The sequence below is a fragment of the Streptomyces sp. NPDC005774 genome, from assembly GCF_042871645.1.
In the GTDB taxonomy this organism is placed as follows: domain Bacteria; phylum Actinomycetota; class Actinomycetes; order Streptomycetales; family Streptomycetaceae; genus Streptomyces; species Streptomyces pratens.
Genome location: NZ_JBIAIV010000025.1, coordinates 66,817 through 90,480, shown reverse-complemented (window position 1 = coordinate 90,480; position 23,664 = coordinate 66,817). Strand labels below are relative to the sequence as shown.

32 protein-coding genes are annotated in these 23,664 nt (G+C 67.1%); 28 read left to right on the top strand and 4 right to left on the bottom strand.

The annotated features are described in order from the left end of the window. Position 1 precedes the first annotated feature (1 nt). The 9 genes from ACFYQA_RS22575 to ACFYQA_RS22535 are packed head-to-tail and all read left to right on the top strand — an operon-like array spanning position 2 to position 8,115. A complete protein-coding gene (locus ACFYQA_RS22575) occupies positions 2-856 on the top strand; it encodes a phage distal tail protein (protein ID WP_388920610.1) in 855 nt (284 codons plus the stop codon). Next, positions 857-2,068 carry a siphovirus ReqiPepy6 Gp37-like family protein gene (locus ACFYQA_RS22570; protein WP_388920607.1) on the top strand — a complete coding sequence of 404 codons (1,212 nt, stop codon included), beginning with the start codon at positions 857-859 and terminating at the stop codon, positions 2,066-2,068. Between the two features lie 3 nt (positions 2,069-2,071). After that, positions 2,072-2,374 carry a hypothetical protein gene (locus ACFYQA_RS22565; RefSeq protein ID WP_388920604.1) on the top strand — a complete coding sequence of 101 codons (303 nt, stop codon included), beginning with the start codon at positions 2,072-2,074 and terminating at the stop codon, positions 2,372-2,374. Then, positions 2,375-4,684, top strand: a complete 2,310-nt coding sequence (locus ACFYQA_RS22560) for a hypothetical protein (protein WP_388920601.1) — start codon at positions 2,375-2,377, stop codon at positions 4,682-4,684. Between the two features lie 13 nt (positions 4,685-4,697). Beyond that, a complete protein-coding gene (locus ACFYQA_RS22555) occupies positions 4,698-5,192 on the top strand; it encodes a hypothetical protein (RefSeq protein ID WP_388920598.1) in 495 nt (164 codons plus the stop codon). Between the two features lie 26 nt (positions 5,193-5,218). Next, positions 5,219-6,496 (top strand): tail fiber domain-containing protein, encoded by a 1,278-nt coding sequence (locus ACFYQA_RS22550; protein WP_388920595.1) that lies wholly within the window; start codon positions 5,219-5,221, stop codon positions 6,494-6,496. Positions 6,497-6,534: 38 nt separating this feature from the next. After that, positions 6,535-6,846: a DUF2746 domain-containing protein gene (locus ACFYQA_RS22545; protein ID WP_388920593.1), complete on the top strand. Its 312-nt coding sequence runs from the start codon at positions 6,535-6,537 to the stop codon at positions 6,844-6,846. A gap of 17 nt (positions 6,847-6,863) precedes the next feature. Continuing rightward, on the top strand, positions 6,864-7,904 hold the full coding sequence (locus ACFYQA_RS22540) for a peptidoglycan-binding protein (RefSeq protein ID WP_388920590.1): 1,041 nt from the start codon (positions 6,864-6,866) through the stop codon (positions 7,902-7,904). Between the two features lie 4 nt (positions 7,905-7,908). Continuing rightward, complete coding sequence (locus ACFYQA_RS22535; RefSeq protein ID WP_388920588.1) at positions 7,909-8,115, top strand: hypothetical protein; 207 nt, start codon at positions 7,909-7,911, stop codon at positions 8,113-8,115. Positions 8,116-8,163: 48 nt separating this feature from the next. Here ACFYQA_RS22535 and ACFYQA_RS22530 read toward each other — a convergent pair whose 3' ends face one another. Then, positions 8,164-8,517 (bottom strand): hypothetical protein, encoded by a 354-nt coding sequence (locus ACFYQA_RS22530; protein WP_388920585.1) that lies wholly within the window; start codon positions 8,515-8,517, stop codon positions 8,164-8,166. A gap of 131 nt (positions 8,518-8,648) precedes the next feature. On the opposite strand from ACFYQA_RS22530, the gene ACFYQA_RS22525 reads away from it, so the two are divergent. From ACFYQA_RS22525 to nrdJ, 19 genes are all read left to right on the top strand, one after another. Continuing rightward, the gene (locus tag ACFYQA_RS22525; RefSeq protein ID WP_388920583.1) at positions 8,649-9,101 is read left to right on the top strand and encodes a hypothetical protein; all 453 of its coding nucleotides are present in this window, start codon (positions 8,649-8,651) and stop codon (positions 9,099-9,101) included. A gap of 263 nt (positions 9,102-9,364) precedes the next feature. Continuing rightward, positions 9,365-9,835, top strand: coding sequence for a hypothetical protein (locus ACFYQA_RS22520; RefSeq protein WP_388920581.1), 471 nt, complete (start codon positions 9,365-9,367; stop codon positions 9,833-9,835). Positions 9,836-9,840: 5 nt separating this feature from the next. Beyond that, entirely contained in the window at positions 9,841-10,815 is a 975-nt protein-coding gene (locus tag ACFYQA_RS22515; RefSeq protein WP_388920578.1) for a hypothetical protein, read from the top strand. Between the two features lie 111 nt (positions 10,816-10,926). Continuing rightward, the gene (locus ACFYQA_RS22510; protein WP_388920575.1) at positions 10,927-11,406 is read left to right on the top strand and encodes a hypothetical protein; all 480 of its coding nucleotides are present in this window, start codon (positions 10,927-10,929) and stop codon (positions 11,404-11,406) included. After that, positions 11,403-11,549, top strand: coding sequence for a hypothetical protein (locus tag ACFYQA_RS22505; RefSeq protein ID WP_388920573.1), 147 nt, complete (start codon positions 11,403-11,405; stop codon positions 11,547-11,549). Before ACFYQA_RS22510 ends, ACFYQA_RS22505 begins: the two co-directional genes overlap by 4 nt. 48 nt (positions 11,550-11,597) lie before the next feature. Continuing rightward, positions 11,598-12,035, top strand: coding sequence for a hypothetical protein (locus ACFYQA_RS22500; protein ID WP_388920570.1), 438 nt, complete (start codon positions 11,598-11,600; stop codon positions 12,033-12,035). Positions 12,036-12,110: 75 nt separating this feature from the next. Beyond that, positions 12,111-12,521, top strand: coding sequence for a deoxycytidylate deaminase (locus tag ACFYQA_RS22495; protein ID WP_388920568.1), 411 nt, complete (start codon positions 12,111-12,113; stop codon positions 12,519-12,521). Continuing rightward, positions 12,505-13,389: an AAA family ATPase gene (locus ACFYQA_RS22490; RefSeq protein WP_388920565.1), complete on the top strand. Its 885-nt coding sequence runs from the start codon at positions 12,505-12,507 to the stop codon at positions 13,387-13,389. The genes ACFYQA_RS22495 and ACFYQA_RS22490 overlap by 17 nt, the downstream gene beginning before the upstream one ends. A gap of 64 nt (positions 13,390-13,453) precedes the next feature. Next, positions 13,454-13,828 (top strand): hypothetical protein, encoded by a 375-nt coding sequence (locus tag ACFYQA_RS22485; RefSeq protein WP_388920563.1) that lies wholly within the window; start codon positions 13,454-13,456, stop codon positions 13,826-13,828. A gap of 20 nt (positions 13,829-13,848) precedes the next feature. Then, positions 13,849-13,974, top strand: a complete 126-nt coding sequence (locus ACFYQA_RS22480; RefSeq protein WP_388920560.1) for a hypothetical protein — start codon at positions 13,849-13,851, stop codon at positions 13,972-13,974. Beyond that, entirely contained in the window at positions 13,971-14,405 is a 435-nt protein-coding gene (locus ACFYQA_RS22475; RefSeq protein WP_388920557.1) for a CHC2 zinc finger domain-containing protein, read from the top strand. The genes ACFYQA_RS22480 and ACFYQA_RS22475 overlap by 4 nt, the downstream gene beginning before the upstream one ends. Positions 14,406-14,419: 14 nt before the next feature. Then, positions 14,420-15,082: a toprim domain-containing protein gene (locus ACFYQA_RS22470; RefSeq protein ID WP_388920554.1), complete on the top strand. Its 663-nt coding sequence runs from the start codon at positions 14,420-14,422 to the stop codon at positions 15,080-15,082. A 4-nt stretch (positions 15,083-15,086) separates the two neighbouring features. Further along, positions 15,087-15,422, top strand: a complete 336-nt coding sequence (locus ACFYQA_RS22465; RefSeq protein ID WP_388920551.1) for a hypothetical protein — start codon at positions 15,087-15,089, stop codon at positions 15,420-15,422. Continuing rightward, the gene (locus tag ACFYQA_RS22460; RefSeq protein WP_388920548.1) at positions 15,419-15,625 is read left to right on the top strand and encodes a hypothetical protein; all 207 of its coding nucleotides are present in this window, start codon (positions 15,419-15,421) and stop codon (positions 15,623-15,625) included. The genes ACFYQA_RS22465 and ACFYQA_RS22460 overlap by 4 nt, the downstream gene beginning before the upstream one ends. Before the next feature lie 207 nt (positions 15,626-15,832). Further along, positions 15,833-17,035: a hypothetical protein gene (locus tag ACFYQA_RS22455; protein WP_388920545.1), complete on the top strand. Its 1,203-nt coding sequence runs from the start codon at positions 15,833-15,835 to the stop codon at positions 17,033-17,035. Beyond that, on the top strand, positions 17,032-17,379 hold the full coding sequence (locus ACFYQA_RS22450) for a hypothetical protein (protein ID WP_388920542.1): 348 nt from the start codon (positions 17,032-17,034) through the stop codon (positions 17,377-17,379). Before ACFYQA_RS22455 ends, ACFYQA_RS22450 begins: the two co-directional genes overlap by 4 nt. Further along, on the top strand, positions 17,380-17,763 hold the full coding sequence (locus ACFYQA_RS22445) for a hypothetical protein (RefSeq protein WP_388920540.1): 384 nt from the start codon (positions 17,380-17,382) through the stop codon (positions 17,761-17,763). Then, complete coding sequence (locus ACFYQA_RS22440) at positions 17,760-18,134, top strand: hypothetical protein (RefSeq protein ID WP_388920537.1); 375 nt, start codon at positions 17,760-17,762, stop codon at positions 18,132-18,134. The genes ACFYQA_RS22445 and ACFYQA_RS22440 overlap by 4 nt, the downstream gene beginning before the upstream one ends. 77 nt (positions 18,135-18,211) lie before the next feature. After that, on the top strand, positions 18,212-20,311 hold the full coding sequence (nrdJ, locus tag ACFYQA_RS22435) for a ribonucleoside-triphosphate reductase, adenosylcobalamin-dependent (RefSeq protein WP_388920534.1): 2,100 nt from the start codon (positions 18,212-18,214) through the stop codon (positions 20,309-20,311). 317 nt (positions 20,312-20,628) lie between these two features. Here the strand turns inward: nrdJ and ACFYQA_RS22430 are convergent, their stop codons facing one another. From ACFYQA_RS22430 to ACFYQA_RS22420, 3 genes are all read right to left on the bottom strand, one after another. Then, positions 20,629-20,841: a hypothetical protein gene (locus ACFYQA_RS22430; protein ID WP_388920531.1), complete on the bottom strand. Its 213-nt coding sequence runs from the start codon at positions 20,839-20,841 to the stop codon at positions 20,629-20,631. Positions 20,842-20,930: 89 nt separating this feature from the next. Next, on the bottom strand, positions 20,931-22,142 hold the full coding sequence (locus ACFYQA_RS22425) for a helix-turn-helix domain-containing protein (protein WP_388920529.1): 1,212 nt from the start codon (positions 22,140-22,142) through the stop codon (positions 20,931-20,933). Between the two features lie 87 nt (positions 22,143-22,229). Next, entirely contained in the window at positions 22,230-23,648 is a 1,419-nt protein-coding gene (locus tag ACFYQA_RS22420) for a DUF6421 family protein (protein WP_388920526.1), read from the bottom strand. Positions 23,649-23,664 lie beyond the last annotated feature (16 nt).

The window sequence follows — 23,664 nt, the reverse complement described above, 5'->3', positions numbered from 1 at the left end:
GATGCCGAAGCTCCTTCTGGCGAGCGAGACTGACACGCTCGACCTGAACGAGATCATGGACAAGGGCCTGGGCTACCAGGCGTTGACGGGGGCGACAGGCTTCGGCCTTCCCCCCGTCTCTGTCCAGTGGCTCGAAGGCGCCGGGGACGGCGCCACCTTCCGCAGGCGTCGAGTCCTTACTCGGGACATCGACCTCCGCCTGGAGATCCTGGCTCGGGATCGTCAGCACCTTCAGGAGCTCACCGACCGTCTGGCCCTCGCGCTGGACGGTCGGTGCACTCTGACCCTGCTCGACGAGGACGGCACCCGATGGATGACGGACGTCTTCCGCACTGGTGGGGGCGACTACTCCTACGGCGTGGACACGATCGGCGAGCGCGAGTTCTCAACGGTCGTCACCTTCCGGTCCGAAGATCCGTACTGGACCTCCTCGGAGGCTCAGTTCCGGTACGTCGGCGGAAGCACGGCGGGCGCCTTCCTCTCCAACCTCGCTCAGGTCGAGGTCTCCGCTTCGCAGGCGATCGGTGAGATCCAGCTCGACAATCGAGGCACCGCGGAGGCGTATCCCGTCTGGGAGATCACCGGCCCCGGCCGCAACTTCCTCGCGGTCTCCCCCAAGGGTGAGCGCCTGGCCTGGTCCGGCACGCTCGCCGCGAACGACCGGCTGATCATCGACACCCGCAAGGGAACGGTCGTCGACCAGAAGGGAGCCAACCGTTACGCCCAGCTCCGGGAGGCTCCGCGCTTCTGGTCCATCAAGCCGGGCCTGTCCACCGCAACCGCTCAGCTCGAAGACATCTCGGCCGCCTCGAAGATCACCTGTTCGTGGCGGCCGAGGAAGTGGATGGTGATCTGAGTGCGGCTGGAGGACGTCACGGTCGAGGTTCGCGACAAGTCACTGATTCGTCGCGGCCTCGTCCGGCCCGAGGAGCTGAACCTCGAACTCACGGACAACTTCAACAACGTCGGCGAATGGAAGCTGACCCTCGTAGCGGAGGACCCGCTCGCGAAGATCCTGCGCCAGCCCGGCGCGGGCGTCATCGTCACCGGCCCCAACGACGTCATCATGTCCGGCCCCACGGTGAAGCCCGAGTTCGCCGCCACGCAGGATGACCCCGGAGGGACCATCACCTTCACGGGCGTGTCTGACACCATCGCCCTCTCGGACGCCCTCGCGTTCCCCGACCCACGCAACCCCAACGGCGCCAGCCAGACACTCGCGCACGATGTCAGGCAGGGCAAGGCCGAGGACGTCATGCATTCCTTCGTCATGGCGAACATCGGTCCGACAGCCCCTACCGAGCGCCGCAAGACATACCTGATCGACGGGCCCAGCGGGGGCCGCGGGCCGGCCGTCATCAAGTCCGCGCGCTTCCCTGTGCTGGGCAACCTGCTCTCGGACTTGGCCCTGTTGGGCAACCTCGGCTTCCGTGTCGTGCAGCGTGGCACGAGCCTGGTCTTCGAGACCTACGAGATCACCGACCGCACGTCGCTCATCCGGCTCGACGTGGCCAACGGGTCGCTTGCCGGGCAGCGCGTCGCGGTCACTCCCCCTGGCGTCACACGCGCCATCGTGGCCGGTCAGGGCGAGCTGGTGAAGCGCCAGTTCCTCCAGGTGCAGACGCCCGAGTCCATCGCCGCGGAGGCTGACTGGGGGCGCCGCATCGAGCGGTTCGTCGACCAGCGCCAGACGGACAACTGGGACGAGCTGAAGCAGGCCGGCGACGAACTCATGGAGGAGGAGGGCTTCACGGCCGTCAACGTCCAGGTCGTACCGATGGAGGACGGAGCCATGCGCTTCGGCCACGACTGGTACCTGGGTGACAAGGTCTCCGTCGTCGTCGAGGACCAGGAGCTGGTGTCCAACGCGACCGGCGTGGTCATGAAGATCGACTCGGACGGCTTCCGCGTGGGTGTCTTGCTCGGCGACCCGACCGGCTTCTCCGCGGACGCGGCGCTCTCGAAGCGTGTGACGAACACCGAGGCGCGTGTCTCACAGCTGGAGCGGTCGTCAGACGTGGGCGCCGCAGCGGACAACCAGATGATGTCGATCATGGGAGTGTGGTGACAGATGGCCACGGCGCCAAAGGCGTTCTGGCGCGGGCAGTTGCCCGCTGAGGAGACGATCATCTATACGACGCCGGTCACTGGCCAGGCGATCGTGACGGATGTGATCGCCTCCAACTTGAGCGACGTGAGCGCGATGATCTCGCTGAAGATCGCGGGAGTTCCCGCGCTGGCGAACATCGGCATCGCCCCGAACGGCGTGCTCTCGCTCAGGCTCTCGCAGGTTCTCGAGCCTGGCGACTCGATCAGTATTCAGGGCAACTCGGCCACGGCCTACGCCCACATAAGCGGAGTGGAGGTTGTGTAAGTGCCGCTGACTGTGTACCCCTACGACAACGGTACGGTCGGCCCTACCGGTCCCGAAGGCCCGCAGGGCAAGACTGGCCCGGCAGGCGCGGACGGCCGTGTGCAGTCCGTCAACGGGAAGAGCGAGAAGGACGTCGTCCTCAACGCGGGCGACGTGAACGCGCTCCCCTCGACCAGCAACGCCCAGCTCGACGCCGCGTACCTGAGCATCAACCGCGACCCCGGCAACTACCGGGCCCTGCGCTTCATGTCCTCGTCGACGAGCCGCTGGGAACTCCAGGTCGACAGCGAGGAAGAGACCGGCGCCAACGCCGGCTCCGACCTCCGCATCTCCGCACGCAACGACGACGGCACGTACGGCAAGACGACCCTGCACGCGCGCCGCTCAGACGGCACGGTCGCTTTCGGCCTGACTACGCACCACGGCAGCGCTCAGGTCACGTCGAACGGCCCGGTCGGCCTGCGTGACGTCGGCAGCGACCCGGCGACCGCCTCGGGCGGCGTCTTCCTGTACTCCAAGGGCGGGGTCCCGTACTTCAAGAACGCGGACGGCACCTCCTTCCAGGTGCAGCCGCTCAGTCACCCCGTCAGCTCCGTGAACGGGAAGACCGGCCACGTCAACCTCGGCGCCTCCGACATGGGGGCCCTGCCGAACGACGCGGACGCCACGCTGAACGCGCAGCGCATGAGGGTCAACGCCGCAGCCGGCACCGTCCGGGGCTTCGGTATCCAGTCGTCCGGCTTGGATCGCTGGACGATCGGCACCGACGAGGCGACCGAGACCGGCTCGGACACGGGCACGAACTTCCGGCTGACGGCCCGCAAGGACGACGGTTCCGTCGCCTCGACTGCGCTGCACGTCAGTCGGGCCGAAGGTCAGGTCTCCCTCGGCACCGAAGCCAAGCACGGTGAGGCGGCGGTCACTTCCGGTGGCGCTGTCGGCGTGAAGGACATCGGCGACGATCCTGCCGACGCGACCGGGGGTGTCTACCTCTACGCCAAGGAGGGCAAGCCCTACGTCAAGCAGGGTGACGGCACTGTCTTCCAGGTCGGCGCGGGCGGCTCCGAAGGGGGCGCAGTCCAGTCCGTCAACGGCAAGACTGGCGTAGTCAGCCTGAACGCCACAGACGTCGGCGCCGTCCCGACGTGGGGCGGCACGGTCGACTATTCCTTCGGCGTGAACGCCCCCGGCGACACCGATTACGGCTCCTGGTACTACAAGAAGCTCGACAAGACCCGCTGGGTCATGCAGATCAACGGAACCTCGGAGACCGGCTCGGACGTGGGCTCGGACTGGTCCCTGGCGGGCCACGATGACGCCGGCAACTGGAAGTCGACAGCCCTGTTCGCCAAGCGGTCGAGTGGCGCGGTCGGTGTCGGCACCTCCGCCCTGATGGGTGACGCGAGGCTGACCGTGAACGGCGCGGTCGGCGTGCGGAACCTGACGGCTGACCCGGCCGCCTCCAGCGCGGGCGCCCAGGTGTACTCCAAGGGCGGCCTGCTGCATGTGAAGCAGGGGAACGGCACCGTCTTCCAGGTGCAGCCTGCGGGCGCCAGCTCGGTCTCCTCGGTGAACGGCGAGACCGGCGATGTGACCATCGGCCTCGACGACCTTGGCGGCATCAGTTGGACGGACCGCGGAGCGGCTAACGGCTTCGCCTCCCTCGGGCCCGACAGCCGGCTCCCGGCCGCGCAGACGCCCTCCACGGCTCCGCGCAACACCTGGACCCCGCAGGCGCTCGGCTTCCAGGCATGGAGTGTGGACCCGGCTGCGGTCGCCAACCCGACCGCACTGAAGGCGGCCGCGATTCAGCGGCTGTACTTCGCGGGCATCTACATCAGCGAGCCGACGCCGGTGAACCGGGTGGTCGTCTTCGCGCGGGGCTGGGCCGGCTCGACCCTCGCCCCGACCGCCCGCTTCATGGCCGGCATCTACAACGAGTCCGGCAGCCGCGTGGCGTGGACGGGTTCCACGGCACTGTCCAACGTGGGCGGGGCCAGTCAGGGAGCAGGCTCTCCGGTTGACGCGAAGGACAACCATGTGGGCGCGGTCCCGTTCAACCTGACGGGAACCGTCACGCTCCAGCCGGGTCGGTACTGGGCGGCGTTCAACATGACGGCCGGAAGCGCGACGGACTTCTACTACTTCCACGTGCAGAACGAGGCCCCGTCGAACCCGTCGAACTTCCACCTGCTCGGTACGGCGTTCATGCGGGCCGGGTACCTCGCGTCCCAGACGACGCTCCCCAGCTCGATCACGCCGTCGAGCATGCGGCTCAACCACGACCCGATCATCATGGCTCTGGCGTAAGGGGGGTGTGCAAGTGGGACTCCTACTCCCTGGCTACATGCCGCGCGGTGTCGTCGGCATCATCACCGAGCTCGACACCACCGCTTACGTCGGCGACACGGAGACGGTCGTCTACCGGCTCCCGTTCATCGCCGCACCGAAGCGGATCTACAAGGTGCACTTCCAGGCGTACTCGGTGGACGCGGACGGAGTGGGCGACAACGCCAACGACGCCATCCGCTACGCCAAGAGTGGCGCGATCATCCGGTGCCGGTGGGCCTCCGGGTCCACCGTCACTATCTCCGGCACGAACATCGGCGCCCAGCGAGTCCCGGCCTTCGACGACGACTCCTCTACCTCCCTGGGCGCCGACTGCACCTCCTACCTGCTCAACCCTCCGGCCGGCCAGGTCACCGTGGGCATCTCGATCCGGGCCAGTCGCGCAGCCGCCACGTACGGGCAGGTCCGCTTCCTGACGAACGCCGGCTCTCACCTTGCCGTCGAAGACGTCGGCCCGTACTCCGCCTGACCCTCTCCCGAAGGAGGACCCCCCGCGTGTCCATCAGTTCCTACCCGTTCGACGGCCAGCCCGTCTCGGAGGGGCAGTACAGCCGCCTCTTCGGCGAGCTGGCTTCGCACTCCGGTATCGCCGACAGTGAGAGCGGCCCCGACTTCCGCGTCTACGGCGACAGCTCCGGCATGCAGGTCAAGGTCAACCCCGGCTTCGCGATCGTGCGCGGCCACGCCGTCCAGTCCACCGCGGTCGAGACGATTCCGATCGCGGCTGCCGGCTCGGCGACACGCTACGACCGCATCGTCCTGCGGCTGGACCCGACCGCCAACTCGATCACTATCGCCGTCGTGCAGGGCGCTTCGGGTGGCGGCGTTCCCGCCCTGACCCAGACCAGTACGGGCATCTACGAGTTCCCGCTGGCGACGGTGACCGTCTCGGTCGGCTCCGCGACCATCTCGTCCGGCAACGTCTCCCCGGAGCGGGTCTACCTCGGCAACACGGTGGGCGGCTGGGCGACTTCGACCCGTCCGGCGAATCCCCGCATCGGGCGCCTGGGTCTGAACACCTCGACGAACCAGTGGGAGTTCTGGGATGGGGCGCGCTGGCGTGACCTGGCTCCCACGATCGACTGGACCACGATCGACGGGCGCCCCGCCTCGTTCACGCCGGCCGCTCACAACCACGCCTGGAGCGAGGTGACCGGCAAGCCCTCGACGTTCGCCCCGAGCGCGCACACGCACCCGTGGGGTGACATCAGCGGCAAGCCGTCCACGTTCAACCCGTCCTCCCATTCGCATTCGTGGTCGTCGATCACGGGCAAGCCCTCGACGTTCGCCCCGTCCTCCCACTCCCACTCGGACTACGTCTCCAGCTCGGGCACGGTCTCCTGGGCGAACGGCTCGAAGAAGCCGCACGCCAACGCGGCTTCCGGCTCCGGCACCTGGTACGCGGTGTGGGTCGAGGGCGACGGCACCTTCGCCCGGAACACCTCCTCGATCCGCTTCAAGGAGAACGTCCGCGACTATGCGGTGAACGTCGATGCGGTCCTGTCGCTGGAGCCCAAGCTCTACGACCGCAAGGACCAGGTCGACGAGGAGACCGGCAAGCTCAAGGAGGGCCGCAAGGACGAGGTCGGCCTGATCGCCGAGGAGGTGGAGGCGGCCGGCCTCGACTGGCTCGTCAACTACCTGGACGGCGAGGTCGACGGCCTGCGGTACGACCTGCTCGGTGTCGCCCTGCTTCCGGTCGTCCAGCGTCAGGCCGATCAGATCTCCGCGCTGGGGGAGCGCCTGGTCGCGCTGGAGGCGGAACGCGCGTGATCGCTATCGCTCTTGAGCCAGGTGTGCAAGTTGCGCTGGTGACGGCTGGCGGCACTGTAGCCGTCGCCGTCATCGGCGTACTCGCCGAACTCACGCGCCGCCAGAACGTCACCCTCGCCGAGGTTCGGGAGCAGGTCTCGAACACCCACGAAACCAACCTCCGCGACGACCTCGACTCCCTGATGTTCCGCATCGACCGCGTCATCGACGGCCAGGAGCGCCACGGCGAGGCGCTGGACCGTCACGGCCGCGAGCTGTCACACCTGCGCGACGACCTCGCGCACGAGCGCCGAGAGCGCCTGTCCGTCGAAGAGCGCCTGGACGGCCACATCGTCTCGGCCACCCCCTAACCCAGGAGGTTCACCCCTTGTCCGTCAGCATCGTCTCCCGTTCCGCCTGGGGCGCCCGGCCCTGGAACGGCACCCCTGCCAGCGTCAGCCTGAGCAGCCGTACCGAGTTCTTCATCCACTGGTACGGCGGCATCCCTGCCCACTCGTCCGGTACCGCCCTCCCCCGCGATGTCGAGCGGCTGCACATCAACGGCAACGGCTGGGCGGGCGTCGGCTACAACTTCATCATCGGCCAGGACGGCACCATCTATGAGGGCCGCGGGTGGGGGCTCCAAGGCGCTCACTGTCCCGGCTTCAACATCAGCGGCTTCGGCGTGCTGATCGCCGTCGGTAAGGGTGGTGAGAAGGCGTCTGACAAGGCGCTGGCAGCCGCTCGCGCCCTGTATGACGAGGCGTGCCGACGGACGGGCCGCACGTTGGCGAAGAAGGGCCACTCGGACGGCCTTGCGACCGAGTGCCCTGGTCCTGACCTGCTCGCCTGGGTGAGGGCCGGCATGCCGGCCGCTGGCTACGAGGCTCCGCCCTCGGGTGGTTCGGGCTGGGACGGCGTGTCCTTCCCCGGCGCGAGCGCCTTCCAGCTCGGCAAGAGCCACCCGGCCGTGACCAAGCTCGGTGAGCGCCTGATCGCCCACGGCTACGGCCGCTTCTACAAGGTGGGCCCCGGCCCCACGTTCGGACAGGCTGACAAGGACGCCACTCAGGCGTTCCAGAAGGCGCAGGGCTGGAGTGGCGCGGACGCGGACGGCTACCCCGGCGCCGAGACCTGGAAGCGCCTGCTGGCGGCCCCGAAGCAGGCCGCAGCCCCCAAGAGCACGACCGTCGCACTGAACAGTGCGGTGAAGCCGGGCGCCACGCATGCCCAGGTGAAGGATCTTCAGCGGCTTCTCGTGAAGGCCGGTTACGGCCCGATCCCCGGCGCGTACACCACTCTCTACGGCACCGAGACGCAGAAGGCGGTCGCCCGGTTCCACAACAAGAACCCGCACCTGTCGTCCGGCTCGTACGACCCGGCGATCGGCCCGAAGGGCTTCATCGAGCTCCAGAAGGAGGCCGGCTAGGACGATGGGTAAGCACTCGAAGCCTGCGGCGCTGGTCCTGCCTCTCCTGCCCAAGCGAGTGCAGCCGTACGCCAAGGCGGCGGTTGCGACGGTCGGCGCCCTGGCTGGGGTGGCTGCCCTGTACCTCGCCGACGAGCCGAGGGTCGCCGCGGTCCTCCAGGTGTTGACTGCCCTGGGCGTGTACGTGCAGCCCAACGGCAAGAGCGAGTAACAAGAACGCCCCCACTGACTCTGTGTCGGTGGGGGCGTTCTCGTCGTCTCACTTCTTCTTCTCCGCCTCGATCTGCTCCAGGCTCATGATCCTTGGGCCTCGCCGTGCGGGCGTCGCCTTCTTCGCAGCTCGCTTCGCCGGGGCCTTCGCGGGGGCCTTCTTCGCGGCCGGCCTGGCGGCTGGCTTCGGATCAGGCTCGGGCTCAGGCTTCGGATCGGGCTCAGGCTCGGGCTCCGACTCCTCCATCAGCTCGGCTTCTTCGAGCCACTCCTCGATGGGTTCGGCATGCTCCTCGCACAGATCCTTCGAGATGCTGCGGCCGTCGTCCGCTGTGATGGTGTAAGTCTTCGCCGGCCACCGCTTGTCGATGTCGCAGGCGGTCACGTCGACCTTCAGCTTCATGCGTCCCTCTCGGTGTGCATTTTGGTGAGGCATCCACGATACCCGTACGACTTGACTCGTGGCGGAGTACTGTGGAAGTGTCACCACGTCACAAGATCATGATCAACATTCACACCGAGGTAGGGGGACGCATGGGTAAGCGCAAGATTCAGGACGAGCAGGAGGTCATTCGTTGGTTCGAGGAGGGTAGGACGTACCAGTGGATGATTGATGAGTACAAGCGTAAGTACGGCATCGACACCGTCTCCTCCATGTGGGGCAACTTCCGGCGACGCCGGGGGCTCGATCGTAGGATCGTACGAAACGACGACCTCATCCCCTGGTTCGTGAAGGAGGAGCACCGCTGGGCCTATCCCCTGGCGATGCTCCGGGCCGAGGGCCGGCACCGCGAAGGCAAGGCCACCCAGGACGACCTCAACCGGCTGGCCTCCTGGAAGGAGATGCTGGAGGAGCACAACGTCGTAGTTCACTACGACCCGGATACCGAGGACGGGTTCTTCTACATCCCTCGCGAGTCGACGGATGACGACATCATCCGCCGGCCGGAGAAGAAGACGACGCCTCGCCTCAACGCTGACCGATAGTCCCAGGTCAGGATCACCGAAGCCCCCCGCAGTGCAAGTGCGGGGGGCTTCTGCGTTGTCAAGAGTAGCGGTGAGTTATGTGAATCTCAAAATATTCATGCAACCATTTGAGAGGTTCCGGAGTCGTAGGTTCCGGCAGCGTAGGTTTTGGTGCGTAGGCCCAAAACCTGAAGGTCCACCTCAGTAAGCAAGGGTTGACAGTCAGCGATCACCCATGCAAGATGGATCTCGACAGCGACACTTGCACACCTGGAGGCCGCCAGATGCAGTCCAACCTCGCAGTGAGCCCCCCGGAAGACCCGGAAGAGCCCGGAAGATGGATAGGGGAGTACATCTCCCCTGACAAGCTGATCAAGCTCGTCGTGAACGAGAACGAGGAAGACTTCCATATCGACGCGAGGCCGGGCTACTCGGCCACGGAGATGAGGGTGGTCCTGGCCTCGGCGAGGCGCCACGGCCTGGAGCTCATGGATGACGACGAGTGCGAGCCCGAGATCCTGGAGGACGGGACCGTCCGCATCTACCTGGTGGAGGGTGTCCCTCCGCCCCCACAGGTGCAGCCGGTCAAGGCGGGCGGGAAGGGGCGCAAGCGCGCCGCGTACGCCTTCGTACTCGCCGCCTGTGCAACTGGCGCGATGTTCATCCCGAGCCCGTCCCACCACGACTACAGCGACTTCCCCACGGTGACCGACCATCGCCACAACGTCACGCCAATCACGACGGAAGGATTCTAGAAATAGTGCTGAACCTGATGGAGATACCGCAGCAGGCCAAGCCTCTGCACCCGAACCTGTCGGTTCCCCGCGATGGCTGGGGCCGGCCCCTTGCTGTACCCGAGGGCGGCGGCAAGCCGAAGGGCCACACCCGCACCACGACGTTCATCGACTGCATCGAGGACAAGTCGAACCTGATCGACTGGCAGGGCCGCATGGTCCTGATGGGCGCCACCAAGCGCGCCGACCTGGTCGACAAGGCGCGCGATCTGAACCCCGATGACGCGGCGGACAAGAAGACCTTGAACCTTCTCGTGGAGCAGGCGAAGGACGCGGCCGGCGCGAACGATAAGAGCCGCAAGGGCACGTACCTGCACGACCTGAGTGAGTATGTCGACCGAGGCGATCCGCTCCCGAGGGCCATCTCGGGGGCGGACCTCGACGACATGGCCGCGTACATGATGGCGACCGCCCCCTTGAAGGTGGTCGCCATCGAGCAATTCGTCATCGTGCCCGAGCTGTCCGTGGGCGGCACGTTCGACCGGCTCTCGTACTACGAGGGACCCGGCCCGGACGGCAAGCCGATCAAGGGCAACTTCATCACGGACACCAAGACCGGTTCGGTCGAGTACGGCAAGCTGAAGATCGCGTCGCAGCTCGCGGTGTACTCGCGTGGCAAGCTGTACGACCACACGCTCTTCCCCGTGGACGCGGACGACAAGGCCGCGATCAAGGAGTGGAAGAAGCGGGAGTTCACCGCGAACGAGGCCGCACAGGCTTACTCGCCGCTGCCTCCTGTGAACCAGGACTGGGGCATCGTCGTCCACCTGCCGCAGGGCACGGGGACGTGCGACCTGTACTGGGCCGACCTGCGCATCGGGTGGGCGATGGCCAACCTGGCACTCACGATCCGCCAGGCGCGGTCGACGAAGGGCGCGCTGAAGCCCTTCGTGATGCAGGCCACAGAGACTGAGGTTGCTTCCCTTCCCCAAAGTGTGTAAGTTGAACAACGTCAAAGGGGAGCGCCCCGGAGGCGCACAGCGAAGGTTGCACACTGACCGAGAATCGGCTACGGTGGACAACGACAGCGCGAGAGAGGAGCACAACACTTCGTGAAGGTCACGATCAAGTACGGCAAGGGGTACGACGACACCTGGACGGTCTTCGAGGGGCCACCGCAGGAGGTCAGGGCCGAGATCCTGGACTACTTCGGGATGGACCCGGCCACGCAGCAGGGCCTGTCCCTGAGCAGCGTCGTCGTCAACGCGACGAACGTCGCGCACGGCAAGGGGCTGATTGCTACGGCGCTCGGCGCGACGGTCGTCGAGGAGACGAAGGCGGAGCCGGCCAAGCCGTCCGAGGACCCGTGGGCGGCTGCGGCCACCCAGTCGTCTGCACCGTGGTCCGGGAGTGCAAGTGTCGCTGAGCAGTCGAAGGCCGAGGACCCGAACGCCTGGATTCTCGGGGAGATCGAGAAGAAGGGCACGGTCCAGGAGCTGAAGAAGCTCTGGGCCGAGAACCAGTCCTTCTTCTCGGACGCCTCGGTGATGACGGCCTGGAAGGCGCGCGGCAAGGCGCTCCAGACAGCGTGAAGTCCAAGGGCGAAGAGCTCGCCGCGGTGGTCGCGCTGATCGTCATGCTCGTCGCGAGCGTCTGGATTTGGACCTCGGCCCCGTGCGGCCTGTGGTCCTGGGCGAAGGCCGGCGACATGCCGGCCCGCTGCATCAACAAGTAATCGCACCGTAACTGCCCGCGTGGGCAACGAACGAAGGAGATCAACACAGTGGCTCTCAACCTCATCGACATCCCGGTCCAGGGCGGCGGTTGGTTCAAGCCGAAGGACAACCTCAACGCGGTAGCGATCCTTATCGAGGTTCACTCGTTCGACCGTCAGCGTCCCACCCCGAACGGCCCGAAGGACTCCATCCTCGCGGACGTGACCGTCTTCCAGGACGCGGCCTCGCTCGCGGCCGGCACTCCGCAGGTCACCAAGGGGCAGCGGATCGAGCAGACCATCCTCGCCCGTGACCTGGAGACCATCGTCGGCGGCGCGACCATCGTGACCCTCGACCAGGTTCCCCCGAAGAAGCCCGGCGCGCACCCGGCGTGGGTGTGGCGTCCGCTGAACGATGCGGATGCCCGGACCAAGGTCATCGCGTACGCCAACGACCGTGAGGCCAAGGCGGAGGCGGCCGTCGCGGACGCCCCGGACTTCGACTAACCCAGACTGTGCAAGTGTAGCTGCGAGAGAGGGGAGGGGCATGTGCAGGCAGGTGCCTGCGGAGAGGAGGTCCCAGTGGGTAGACCCTCGTGGGACGAGTGGGCGCTCAACCTCGCGGAGGTTGTCGCCACCCGAGCAGACTGTACGCGCTCCCAGGTGGGGGCGGTCCTGCTCAGTCGGACACATCGTGTCCTGGCCGTTGGGTACAACGGCTTGCCGGCCGGGCTCCCCGGCTGTGCCTCGAAGGGTAACTGCCCGCGTGGCCAGCTCTCGTATGAGCAGGTCGCAGCGAACAGCGACTACTCGAACTGCCCGGCCATCCATGCCGAGGCGAACGCCATCTACTACGCCGACCCGTACGAGCTCGAAGGCGCCACGTTGTACGTGACCCGCGAGCCGTGCCCGGCCTGCACCACCCTGATCCGCGCCGCTGGCGTGCGGAACGTCCGCTACAGAGAGGAGATCCCGAGTGCTGACCCCCGGTAGGGCACTGGCTCAGAACGCCGAGAGTGGCCGCGAGCTGCCTCGCGTAGAGGCGTTCGACGACCTGTACGCCATGGGCGTGCGGCCCCGGCACGGCGAGGTCGTCATGGTGGCCGGCCGCTCCGGCACGCAGAAGTCGGGCTTCGCGTTGTTTTGGGTGGCGCAGATGAACTTGCCGTCGCTGTACTTCTCCGCGGACATGTCCGCCTTCACGGCGTCCAGTCGGCTCGCCTCCATGGCCACGATGGACACGACCGAGATGGTCGAGGCCGGCATGGCGGAGGGCGGCAAGTACAGGCAGGCGTACATCGACGCGCTGGCCCACTCGAACATCACCTTCGCGTTCGGCTCCCCCATCACCTGGCGGGCGGTCGACGAGGAGCTGGAAGCCTATGTCGAGTTGTGGGACGCGTATCCGCAGGTCATCATCTTCGACAACCTGATGGACTTCGAGAACGCCGAGTCGGACTACAGCGAGCAGATGGCGGTGATGCAGGGGGCAACCGAGCTGGCCCGCCACACGGGCGCAACGGTCATCATCCTGCACCACGCGAGCGACAAGAACTGGGAAGCCAAGACGAACCCTTGGGCTCCCCCGTCCCGCGACCAGGTCAAGGGCGGCCTGTCGGAGAAGCCTGAGCTTTCGCTCTCCGTGGCCCTGGACCCGACGTCGCTGGCGTACAACGTGGCATGCATCAAGCAGCGCATGGGCCCGTGTGACCCGACGGCGCAGCGGTACGCCACGATGATCTGCCAGCCGGAGTACACGCGGTTCAAGAAGGCCGAGCGGCGGGAGATCATCCAGGCGGCCAAGCCGAAGCCGGCCGAGGAGTGGAGTCCGGTCAAGGTTGCGCTGTCTTTGGGGTCGTAAGTGTGATAGTGTCGCAGACATCGCCGGGCGCCCTGCTCGGCTTACTGAGAGGTAGGTGTGTAAGTTGAGCAGTATCGCAGCAAGGAACCGGCAGAACAAGCGCAAGGGCGCCGACTGGGAGAGCGACCTCCGCAACGGCCTGCGCGAGGAGGGCTTCGACGTCGAGTCCCTGCGCCTGGCCGGCAAGGAGGACGAGGGCGACATGGTCATCCGGGACGGCGACGGCCAGTACCTGGTGATCGAGGCGAAGAACGCGAAGTTCGAGCCGGGCGTCTTCCTCGGGCAGGCGATCGTCGAGCGGGAGAACTTCGCCAAGCACCGCGGCCTGGACCTCGACGACGTCGAGTCCATCGTGGTCGTCAAGCGCCGGGGCAAGAACTGGCGCCAGGCGTTCGTCCTGACGACCGTCGAGGACTATCTCGGGCTGGACCCGCAGTGATCGGGTTCATGGACTGGGACATGACCCAGGCCGAACGCGACGAGCTGTACGACGAGGTGGAGGCGTTCTTCGCCTTCATCGAAGATCCGGAATCCGACCTCGACCTGATCTTCATCGTCGAGGAGGCGTACGGGGTGGAGCCGTGAGGTTCCACCGGATCGACTCGGACCGCAGCGGAGGCGACGACTCCAAGCCGACGCTCGATGCGGTCATGCACCACTTCGACGTCGACTTCAACGACCAGCGCAACACCGGCATGGCGAAGTGCCCGCTCCACGACGACAACACCCCCTCGATGTCCTATCGGCTCGACGAGGGCCTGTGGAACTGCCACTCCTGCGGGAACGGCGGGGACAGCTTCAGCCTGATCGAGAAGTACCACGCCGAGCAGCTCGGCAAGGCGATCGGCTTCAAGGAGGCCAAGGCGTACGCCAAGGAACACGGCCTCGAAGAGGGCGCGGTCGCCAAGGAGAGCGACAGCTACACCAGCCGGTACGGAGGTGGCCGCAAGGCCGCCCAGAAGAAGCCCGGCAAGAAGGCAGGCAGCGGCTACGTGCCGGCCTGGAAGAGGAAGTAAGGAGGAGGACAGCTTTGGCCGAGCACGAACCGCTCACGCCGCTCTCGACGTCCCAGAAGGAGATGCTGGAGGAGGCGGTGAGCACCTATCAGGCCCACCTGAACGCCGACACGGCCGGCTACCTGATGGCGCGAGGCATCGGGCGGGAAGAGGCCCTGGCCTTCCGTCTCGGAGTCGTCGCCGACCCGGCACCGGGTCACGAGAAGTACCGGGGGATGCTCGCGATCCCCTACCTCGGCCGTGACGGGCAGCCGCTCACTGTGCGGTTCCGCTGCCTGGTCGAGCACAACCACCGCGACTACTTCCACGGCAAGTACAACACGATCAAGGACGACACCCCTCGCATGTTCAGCGTCGGGGCCGTCCACCGAGCCGGTGAAGAGATCCACGTCACCGAGGGCGAGCTCGACGCGGTCATCCTGAACAAGATCGGCCTGCATGCGGTCGCCATCCCCGGCGCCAACATGTGGTTCGGCCGGCACCGACGGATGCTCGCCGGCTTCAACCGCATATGGACCTGGGCCGACCCCGACGACGCGGGCGCCGAGCTCACCGGCAAGATCACCCGCGCTCTGCGCAGCGCGAAGGCCGTGCGACTGAGGGCCGACGTAACCGACACGTACATGGAGCACGGGGCGGAGCACTTGCTCTCCCTCGTCCAGAAGAAGGAGGACTGACCCAGTGGCAGACGACATCGAGACGACCCAGCCCGCCCCGAAGAAGACCCCCCGCAAGCCGGACCCCGTGACGCAGCTCCTGAACGACGTGAGGGTCGAGATGAAGGCCCTGGGCGACCTCTCCATCGAGCTGCACCCGGACATCAAGGCGCAGCACTACGACACGCGTGCAGCGGCCTGGAACCGGTACTACTACAAGAGCGAGACGCTCGATGGGCTGGTCCTGTCGCTCGCCTTCGAGGCCCTGGCCGGCCTCAACGACGCCGAGCGGCGTTACTCCCTCACTCAGCTCGCCGCCGCCTGCCTGGTCGCCGCTGAGCGCCTGGACGGTGGCAAGTGAGCGCCGAGGAGGAGTACGCCTTCCCGGAGGGGCTGGAGGGGGGCGCGGTGAGGCCGGTCTTCGACCCCTTCGACAACATCAAGCGGGCGGCTTCGATCGTGGGCGACCTTCGGGTCGCCCTTCGTGACGAGGGGTTCACCAAGGAGGAGACCTTCGAGCTGGTCCAGGCGTACTGGGCTTCCGAGCTGGGGGTGTTCGAGTGATGACCGGGCTCCCCGGAGATCCTGGCCCGACCCTGATCGACATCTTCTCCGTACTGGCCGAGGAGGAGCGGGAAGCCCTCGTCCCTCACCTGGTCGGACAGACCTCGGCCGACTGGCTGTCGTCTGTCCTTCGCATCCACGGACACGACGTGTCCGCTACCACCATCCGCACGTATCGCCGGGCACTCCGGCAGGAAGGAGGCCCCAGTGAGCGAGCTGCTTAACGAGCTCCTGGCCAAGCCGATCGGCCCTGCCGTTCCCGCCAGGCAGACGGACCCCGAGAAGGACTTCACCCGCCAGATCGAGATCAAGGGCGACGAGGCCGACGTCACGGTCCGGGGCGAGTCCTTCGAGGACAACGAGAGCGCGGCCACCGCGGTCCTCCAGGGCCAGGGCCTCGACCCGGCCGGCTGGACGGTCACCGGCCTGCGCTCCTCGGAGTGGACGATGGCGAACGGGGACACGGGCGTGTCCACGCGCTTCACCTTCGCCCGTAAGAGTGTAAGTGTAGCGATGGATCGGCCGGCCATCGACGAGCTCCTGGCGGCGATCGACTCGACCCCGACCGTCCCCACCGAGGCCGGCCCGCGAGTGGACGACGAGCCGGCAACGTTCATCGTCGCCCTCGGCGACATGCAGTTCGGGAAGATCGACGGGGACGGGGTCGAGGGCACGCTTCAGCGCACGATCGACTGCCTCAACGAGGCGGCCGAGCTGCTGGGCGTGTACCGGTACCGGTACGCCATCGACCACGTTCACATCGCGTGGCTGGGCGACCACGTCGAGGGCTTCGTCTCGCAGGGCGGGGCGAACACCTGGCGTACGCAGCTCACGCTCAACGAGCAGATCCGGCTCACTCGCCGCGTGATGCTCCATGCGCTCCTGCTCTTCGCGCCGCTGGCTGATCGCGTGACCATGGTGGCCGTGCCGGGCAACCACGGTGAGGCCGTCCGGTTCATGGGCAAGGGCGTGACGCGGTACGACGACTCGCACGACACCGAGTCCCTGATCGCGGTCAAGGACGCGGCCGACCTGAACCCCGAACGGTTCGGTCACGTCGAGTTCTTCGTCCCGGCCACCGATGAACTGACCGTGGTGGTCGAGTGTTCGGGCACGGTCGTCGCCCACGCCCACGGCCACCAGTTCCGGCCGGGCAAGCACTTCGAATGGTGGAAGGGGCAGGCATTCGGGCGCAGCTCGGCCATGCACCAGGCGGACGTCCTGCTCGCCGGCCACCTGCACCACGAGTTCATCGAAGGGGACGGGCCGCGGACGTTCATTCAGGTCCCGTCGATGGAGTCCGAATCGACGTGGTACCGGCACAGCAAGGGCGCGGAGGGCGCCCCCGGACTGATCGTCGCAGTAGCCAAGGACGGGCGCATACCCGTGAAGGAGGTTGTATCCCAGTGAAGATCATCGAAGTAACCAACGCTTACGGGAGCGCCGAGGAGGCCCTGGCCGACTGGTCCATCCTCGACGAGTCCGACGTCGAGAGCGTCGCCCGCGCAGTGTCCAGGCAGATGGCCAGGGACTACTCGCACACCCTGGAGGTGGAGGACACCTACCAGGAGGCGGTCGTCTTCCTGGCCACCAGGCCCAGGGCGGCCCGCCAGGCCCTCGCCGGGGGCCCTGGGATGCTCAACCGCTGGCTCGTCCAGCGCATCGGCAACAAGTTCCTGACCGAGCAGAAGCGCCGGTCGGAGCACAAGTCGTGGGAGGTTAACCAGGGCCAGCTCGAAGCGCAGGGGTACTGAGTGGCGTACACCCGAGCGGTCGTCGAGCGGACCCTGTCCGCCGTCTTCGATCCCGATGCTGCCTACGGTGTGAAGAACGACCTCGCCCCCGACGCCGACATGCCCAAGGGCTTCGTCGACAAGCGGAAGGGCAGCGACTTCCCTGCCTGCCTCGCCGACGTGCGCCAGGGCTGGCGCCAGGCCGACCTCACGCTGATCGAGCGCCAGTCCATCCTCCTGCGGTACGGCCTGGACTACGCCTACGACGAGATCGGTGAGGTGCGAGGCGTGCGGAAGTCGGCAGCCCAAGAGGCCACCGATCGCGCGGTCGGGAAGCTCGCCGCCCACCTGAACGGCGACAAGTACATCGACGGATACGACCAGTTGGAGGGTGAAGCAGCGTGAGCGAGGTCCCGCCCGAGGGCATGACCGAGGACCGCTTCGACTACTACGACGACGAGCGGGAGCTGTACTTCTGGCGCGACGAGCGCGACGGCAAGGCGCACGTCGTCTACTCCCGCCCCTACGACGGCGCGGAGCTCGCCGGCAAGGCGAAGAGGGCCCAGCTCGATGGCCTTCGGGTTCAGGCCGAGGAGGCGATCGGCTACCTGGACGAGCGGATCGACCTGAGCCTGGCCTACTTCGAGACGCCGGAGCCCACGGCCGAGGAGACGGCGGCCCAGATGAAGGTGCTGTCCGATCTCGCCGCGTACAGCGCGGGCACCCTGAAGCGGGTGATCGTCGTGCTCGGCGAACTGACCGGACGACCTGTGTAAGTGTCGCTGGCGGTAGCCCTTCGGGGCTGCCGCCTTGCGGCAGTGAGAGACCCAACTACTTCAGGAGGAATTACCCAGTGAGCAGTACCTTCGACGTTCCGTACGGCCCGACCGGCGAGCTCGTCTACAACCGCACGTACTCCCGGACTCTGGCCGACGGCACGAAGGAGCGCTGGCCCGACACCGTCCGCCGCGTCGCGGCCGGCAACCTCGCCCTCGTCCACGGTCGGGACATGGATGCCTGGTCGCAGGAGGTGAAGGAGGAGTACGACGAACTCGTCAAGTTCATGGACGTGTTCGCCGTCATACCGGCAGGCCGGCACCTGTGGGCGACCGGCGTGAAGGGGAGGCAGTATCTCTTCAACTGCCACGTCGCCCCCTGGGGTGAGGAGCTGTCCCGGCACTTCGAATTCCAGTTCATGCGCTTGATGGAGGGCGGCGGAGTCGGCGCCAACTACAGCTCGAAGTACCTGGAGCAGTACGGCGCCCCGCGCCGAGCCCTGCGCGCGCACATCGTGTGCGACCCGATGCACCAGGACTACGAGGAGATGAAGGCCGCGGGCGTCCTGTCCGAGGAGTACGACTCCGACTGGGCCGGCGCCTACGAGGTCGAGGACTCCCGTGAGGGCTGGGCATCCGCCCTCGTCGACCTGATCGACACGTTCATGACGGACCGCAAGGTCAAGCACGCCGACCGCGTGTACGACGTGTCCCGTGTCCGCTGCAAGGGCTCCAGGCTGAAGACGTTCGGCGGCACCGCGAGCGGCCCCGGCCCGTTCGCCCGCATGATGATCGAGACCGCCGAGATCCTGAGCAAGTCGCACGCGAACCTGCCGATCGGCGCAACCACGCCGGCAAGCGGGCACCTGACTCCGGTTGAGGCCATGGAGATCGCGCACTCCATCGCGGAGTGCGTGGTTTCGGGCGGCGTCCGACGCTCGGCCCGCATGGCGATCTGCGCCTGGGATGACCCGTCCATCGACGCCTTCCTGGCATGCAAGGAGGACGGCTCGAAGCACTGGACGACGAACATCTCGGTCGAGATCGACAACCGCTTCATCCAGGCCCTCAACGAGGTGACGGACGGGCGGCACGCTGAGGCGGTCCGCGTCCACAACGCGGTCGTCGAGGGGATGCTGCGGAACGGCGAGCCCGGCTACTGGAACAGCTCGTACTCCAACGAGGGCGAGGTTAACGAGGTCATCGCGACCAACCCCTGCGGCGAAATCGCACTCCCCGAGACCGGTGCGTGCGTGCTCGGCCACGTCAACCTCGACCACTTCGCGCCGAAGAAGAAGGACGGCCCGATCGACATCCTGGGCCTGGTCAAGGCGCACCGCATGATGACCCGCTTCCTGATCCGGGCGACGTACGGCGACATGACCGACGACCAGCAGCGCGACGTCATGCATAGCGAGCGCCGCATCGGTGTCGGCCACCTCGGAGTGCAGGGCCTCCTCGCGAAGCAGGGCGTCAAGTACAGCGAGGCGCCGCACTCGTACCGGTTCCGCAACCTGCTCAACGAGCTGTACGACGAGGTCCGCGAGGAGGCTCGAGAGTATGCATTCCAGCTCCGTGTACCGGAGCCGGTGAAGGTGACGACGGTGGCGCCGACCGGCTCGATCGCGAAGCTCCCCGGAGTGAGTGAGGGTATCCACCCGATCTACGCCAGGCACTTCCTGCGTCGGGTCCGGTTCTCGATGCCCGACCCGGCCCAGGCCGCGACGGTCCAGAGCTACGTGAACCAGGGCTTCCTCGTCGAGAAGGACGTGTACGACCAGAGCGGTAACACGATGGTCGTCGCGTTCCCGACGAAGGAGAAGCTGGTTGCCGAGGTCGAGGAGCTGGGCTACGACCCGGAGGTTGTCGAGTCCGCGGACGAGATCAGCCTGTACGACATGCTCAACTTCCAGAGCGTGTACCAGACCGAATGGGCGGACAACGCCGTCTCGTTCACCGTGAACTTCCCGGAAGGCGAGTACACGGTCGAGGAGGCGGCCGGCATCATCCAGTCGTTCCTGCCGGAGCTGAAGGGCACGACCCTGATGCCTGACGGGACGCGGGAGCAGGCTCCCTACGAGCGGCTGACTGCCGAGCAGTTCGCCGAGTACGAGGTGACGTCCATCGAGGACTCCACCGACGAGGACTGTGCAAGTGGAGCTTGCCCGGTCCGGTGACCATATGACGAAGACCCCCTACCCGTGATGGGTGGGGGGTCTTTCGCCGTCTGGAGGCCCCGCCCGAGCGGCACGGGGGGTCAGCTCGAACGGGGCCAGTTTCAGGGGTGGCGTTCACCACCGTATGGGTTCCAGTTGCCCGTAGGAGCACGTTGGACACGCCGCCATTCGTGTACGGCCGCAGGCGTGGCAGCCGTCGAAGCCGAAGCAGATCGGGCACCAGATGACGCCCTTGCCAGTGCACGTCCCGCACAGGTCGCCCCAGTGCCAGAGTGCGGTGGTGATGGCGGCGGCTGGGCGGGGGTCCGCGTGCGCCACTACAGCAACTCGCCGCGGCTCCGCGCGTTGGCTTGCCCGACCCTCTCACTCAGCTCCGTCCCCGGCTTGCCCACCCGTGCGAGCGGGGGCAGGTCCGCACCCTCCGCGGTGGTGCCGCACGGGTCGTCAGGGTCGTGGAAGACCAGCAACATGCCGTCGGTGCCGTACCTCTCGATGGCCTCCGACAGGGCTTCCCTCGCGCTGTGTGCCATGACGCCTACCCCTCGTGTCGTCCGTCACACGACAGACTCGCGGGAGATCAGGAATCACTACAGGGACGTAACGTCCCCCTTTGGCGTCCTTACGCCGCCACCCCCAGGAACTCCGCGAGCTTCCGCAGACCCGGAGGACGTGCCGGTCCCGCCCATAGGTCGGAGACGATGGCGACGGCGAGGGTGTGGTGCCTCATCCATGCCGGCGCAACCTCCTTGAGCCTCGTCAGGGCCCTTACGGCGCCCTCGGCGTCCCCGAGGTCGGTGTGTGCCCGCGCGACGTCCAGGAGCAGCCACGTACGCCATGACGGGGGCGTGTCAGCGCTCAGTCGCATGCCCTTGGCGAGCTGTAGTGCCTTGTCGGGTCGTTCGTGCTGCACTGCGAGGCGTACCCGCTCGATCCTGACCGAGGAGCGGCTGAAGACGGACACCAGCTTGCCGTCGGTCGGTGGGGGCAGCTTCGCGAGGCGTTTGGTGGCCTTCTCGGCGGTCGCCATCATGTCGGAGGCGGTGTCGTAGTCCCCGGAGCGGGCCGCGGACGTGGCGGCGGACATCACCAGCCCTCCCCACACTCGGACGCTCTCTGCGGTGTCCTGTTGCTCGCGCTCGACCTTGTCGGCGGCGTAGACGGCGAGGTGCGTGGCGTCGTCGAGTCGGTTCTGGCGCTGGTAGTTCCAGGCGACCGAGTTGGAGATCATCGACGCCAGTAGGGGGTCGGAGGACTGATCGGCTGCCATCATGGCGCGCTCCAGCGCGGACAGGGCGAGGTCGACCTTGCCTAGGCGGATCGCGAGGTGGCCGGCGAGCTGGAGGGCCTTGCCGAGGGCGGCCTGGCCGGCTGCGCGGTCCTCGGGGGTGCCTACGGAGGCGAGGAAGCGGGCGTCGTTGACGATGCCGGGCAGTGCGGTCATGAGCTGGCTGAAGTTGGCGTCGTGGTAGATCGTCCAGGCGTCCGCGAGTTCGCGGCGCATGAGGGGGACGGTCAGGCGCTCGGTGTCGCTGGGGTCGGGCGGCGGGGCGAACATGGGGGGCATGACGGCGCGGCGTAGGGCGACGAGCTGGGGTGAGTCGACGTCCCCGGTCGACGGGACGCCCGGCGGGTCGCCGAGGAGGGCTGTCAGCTCGACGCCGAGGCCCTTGGCGAGGGCGTGCAGGGTGGGCAGGCGCGCAGAGTGCTTGCGCTTCTGCTCCAGCTTCTTGACGACGTCCACAGAGACGCCGGACCGCTCGGCCAGGGCCTCCTGTGTGAGGTCGGCCAGTCTGCGAAGTCGTGCGAGGCGGTCCCCCAGGTGCTCAGCCATGCTTCGAGGGTACGGCCTGCGGTAGTAGATCGTCCGCGAATGCAAGAAGGCCCCCGCCTTGTGGCGAGGGCCCCTTGTCGTTGCTGGTCAGGCGCTCTGCGTGGCGCCGATCTCGAAGGTGAAACCTGAAGCGTCCCGGCGAATCCCCTTCGTCGAGGCGATCACGTTCTTCAGCTTCTTGGACAGTGCCTCATAGAACATGCTCAGCGGAAACTCGTCCGGAAGCACGTCATCGACGAGTTTCCGCGGCGGCTGCGTCAGGTCCAGGGCGTCGGGGCCCTTGGCCCACTTGGATCCCGGGTGCGGGGAGAGATAGCGGGAGACCAGCTCGTACCCGGCGAACCAGTGGACGAGCTTGGGACGGTCGATGCCGTCGCGGTACAGCGTCTCGATCTCGGCGCACAGCTGGTTGGTGACCTGCGGGGCACGCTCCCAGTCGATGGTGAGCTTGTTGTCGGTCCAGCGGACGACGTCGTGCTTGTGCAGGTAGGCGAAGAGCAGCTGGCCGCCGAGGCCGTCGTAGTTGCGGACCCGCTCGCCGGTGACCGGGAAGCGGAACATGCGGTCGAACAGCACCGCGACCTGTACGTCACGTGCCTGTGGGACACCCTCGCCGGCGAGCTTCACGGCCTCCTTGAAGGCGGTGAGGTCGCAGCGCAGCTCCTCCAGGCCGTACATCCAGAACGGCTGGCGCTGCTTGATCATGAACGGGTCGAAGGGCAGGTCGCCGTGGCTGTGGGTGCGGTCGTGCACCATGTCCCACAGGACGAACGCCTCTTCGGAACGCTTCTGGTCGTACACCAGGGCGGCGACGTCATCGGGCAGTTCGAGGCCGAGGAGGTCGACGGCGGCGGCGGACACCCGGCGGAAGCGGGCGGCCTCGCGGTCGCAGAAGATTCCGCCCCAGGTGAACCGCTCGGGAGCCTCGCGCACGGCGATGGTCTCGGGGAAGAGCACCGCGGAGTTGGTGTCGTAGCCCGCGGTGAAGTCCTCGAACGAGATGCCGCAGAACAGCGGGTTGTCGTAGCGGGTGCGCTCCAGTTCGGCCAGCCAGTCGGGCCAGACCATGCGCAGCACGACCGCCTCGAGGTTGCGGTCCGGGTTGCCGTTCTGCGTGTACATCGGGAAGACGACCAGGTGCTGGAGGCCGTCCTCGCGGTGCGCGGCCGGGTGGAAGGCCAGCAGGGAGTCCAGGAAGTCGGGTACCTCGAAGCCGCCCTCGGCCCAGCGGGTCAGGTCCTTCGCCAGGGCCTCATGGTAGGCACGGTCGTGCGGGAGGAGCGGGGACAGCTCGTCGAGCGCGTCGAGCACCCGGCGCACCTCGAGTTCGGCCTCGGCGCGGGCCGGGGTTCCCTCGGCGTCGAGGTCGATCGATCCATCCTTCGACTGCCAGGGCCTGATCCGCTCCACGGCATCCTTGAGCACGGGCCACGCCGGGTGCTCGACCACCCTGGCCGCCGAAGGAACGCGCCCCTCCGTACCCACCTGCGCAAGAATTTCCGTCATTTCCCATCCTCCAGCG